The sequence below is a fragment of the bacterium genome (genome assembly GCA_041648665.1).
Lineage (GTDB): Bacteria > UBA10199 > UBA10199 > 2-02-FULL-44-16 > JAAZCA01 > JAFGMW01.
On sequence record JBAZOP010000192.1, the window covers coordinates 1 to 2,902 of the forward strand.

The 2,902-nt window shown below is 61.2% G+C and carries 1 protein-coding gene; it reads left to right on the top strand.

What is annotated here, in order from left to right; translation table 11 throughout:
- The first annotated feature begins 188 nt into the window (after window positions 1–188).
- A complete protein-coding gene (locus WC683_20570; GenBank protein ID MFA4975006.1) occupies window positions 189–2,801 on the top strand; it encodes a PEGA domain-containing protein in 2,613 nt (870 codons plus the stop codon).
- Window positions 2,802–2,902: the final 101 nt, after the last annotated feature.

Sequence of the window (2,902 nt, forward strand, 5' to 3'; positions counted from 1 at the left end):
GCCCCCTGTGAAACCTGCAGCCGCGGAGAAAAAGAAAGGCTTCCTGAAGAGTTCCGGGATCCTGAACGAGGACACGGGCGCCCCCAACTGGGGGTTGACCATGTTGTATGCGTTCGTCCTCGCGCTCGTCGTAGCAGCGATCGTCGCGACGATATCCAAGCTCGGCTGACGGGCTAGACGGAGAAATTATGGGCGATTTCGAACCAAAACAGTTCGGCAAATACCTGCTCCTCAAGAAACTCGCCGTGGGCGGGATGGCCGAGATCTACAGGGCCAAGACCTACGGCGTGGACGGCTTCGAGAAGGAGCTGGTGATCAAGAGGATCCTGCCGCACTGCTCCGCGGACAAGGACTTCATCGACATGCTGATCCAGGAGGCCAAGCTCTCGGTCCTCCTGTCGCACGCGAACATCGTGCAGGTCTACGATCTCTCGAAGGTCAACGACGATTACTACATCGCCATGGAGCTGATCCACGGCGTCAACCTCCGCGACATAATGTACCGCTGCCGCGAGATCGGAAAACCCCTGCCCACAGCGATCGCGGTCTACATCGCCTCGGAGATCTGCAAGGGCCTGGATTACGCGCATCGCAAGACCGACCAGAACAACCAACCTCTGAACATCGTCCACCGCGACGTCAGCCCGCAGAACATACTGCTCTCCTACGAGGGAGAGGTGAAGATCGTGGACTTCGGGATCGCCAAGGCCGCGATGAACATCTCCCACACCCTGGCCGGGATTCTGAAGGGCAAGATAGCGTACATGTCCCCCGAGCAGGCGATGGGAAAGACGGTGGACAGCCGCACGGACATCTTCTCCGCGGGCATACTGCTCTACGAGATGCTCTCGGGACAAAAGCTCTTCACCGGGGAATCGCAGTTCGAGGTCCTCAAGAAGATCCGAATCACGCGCGTGTCGCCGGATTCGCTGCCCGACTCCATACCAGAGCAGCTGAGGCCCATCGTGGTGAAGGCCTTGGCCTACGAGGTCGAGGAGCGCTATCAGACCGCGGGCGACATGCAGATCGACCTCACGAAATACCTCTACACCAACCACGTGGACTTCTCGCCGCGCAGGCTCGCACAGTTCATAAAGGAGCTCTTCACCGATTCGCTCAAGGCAGAGCAGGAGCTCAAAGCCAAGGAGACCGCTGCCGACGGCCTCACCTCCACCATGAGCGTGGAGGAAGGCGCGAAACAGGTGAGCCTGGTGCAACGCGAGGGGATGGCCGAGGAAGACACCGCGCGCACGGAGCGGCCGAGGGGAAAGACGCCCGAGCCGCGCGAAAAGACCCCGCTGCCCAAGCCCCGTCCCTTTGCCGCGCCTGTTTCAAAAGCCGGGAAAAAAGGCGCGTTGGGCAAGTTCATCGCCGCCGGCGTCATACTTGCGGTGCTGGGTTGGCTCGCCTACCGCTTCATCCCTATGAAGGCCGTCCCGGAGAAAGTCGCGGAGCCTCCGGCTGCGCAGCTCCCCGCGGTCAAGGGGAGCGTCCGCGTGGTATCCACCCCTGAAGGCGCGAAGATACTGCTCGACGGCCAGGACACCGGAAAGATCACCCCGGCAGTCATTGCAGACCTTGAAACAGGCGGAGTCTATCGGCTCAGGGTCGAGAAAGAGGAGTACAGCCCGGCCGAGATGGAGGTGAAAATCACAGGGCCCGAGGAAAAAGGCGTCACGCTTACGCTTGCGCCGGCCGCGGGGACCCTTGAGATAGTCACCGAGCCGTCGGGCGCCTCCATAGTGGTCGACGGCGTGCCCACCGGCAAGCAGAGCCCGGCCACGCTGGAGAACTTGAAGCTCAACGCAGATCTGAAGATCGTCATCTCCAAGAACGAGTACGAGGACTTCGAACAGGTGGTCAACCTCACCTCTTCCAAGACCCAGAAGATATCGACCAAGCTCACGCCGATCAGCCCCAGCCTTGGAAGTATCTCCGTGAACTCGACCCCCTCAGGCGCGAAGGTCTTCATCGACGACAAGGACACCGGCCGCACCACGCCGGCCGCAATCGCGAATCTCGCATCCAAAAAGTACGAAGTCGGCCTCAAACTCGACGGATTCCAGGAGTGGAGCCGGGAGTATGAAGTGACCGGGGAGCAGAAGGTTTCAGTGGACGCCACGCTGGCGAGGATCGGCGAGGCTGCGCCCGCGGTCACGCCGCCCGCCGAAACCGCGGCGCTCCCCCCAGTTGAGAAAACCGAGGCGCCGACAACGGAGACGAAACCCGTTGAGGAGAAAGCTGCCGAAGAAAAACCGGCGGAGGCCGTTCCAGCAGTCGCCTCCCTCAAGGTCAATTCCACTCCCGCAGGCGCGCTCATCAAGCTCAACAACGCATCCACGGGCAAGCGCACTCCCGCCACTCTCCCGGACCTCAAGGTCGGTTCGACGTACACGGTGGGGGTGGAGCTGAAGGGCTACAAGGGCTCTTCGCAGAAAAAATACATCGGCAAGGAACAGGAATCCGTGTCGTTCAAACTGGCGATGATCCCCCCTCCCGAGGAGGCCGCCCCTGCCGTGGAGCGAAAACCTCCGCCTGCGGAGGAGGAACGCAGGCCCCCGACGCAGGTGAGGCCGGAAGAGGCGTACGGAGAGCTGTCGCTCTCCAGCGACCCGCCCGCAGCGCAGGTGATAATCGACGGGCAGGCGATACCTGCGCGCACGCCGGTCACGATAAGAAAGATAAGGACCGACAGGCCGCACACCGTCACGATCCAGATGCCGGGCTACAAGCCGTGGACCAGGTCCTTCTCAATAGAAGGCAAGAGCAAATCGTTCCATGCGCCGCTGCAGCCTGAATAAAGGAGTTCAATATGGTCGAGAAGGATTTCGAGAGCAAGACCGCGGTGATCAAAATGGAGGAGACACCGGACGTGGTCTCTCTCCGCAAGTGCCAGCTCGTG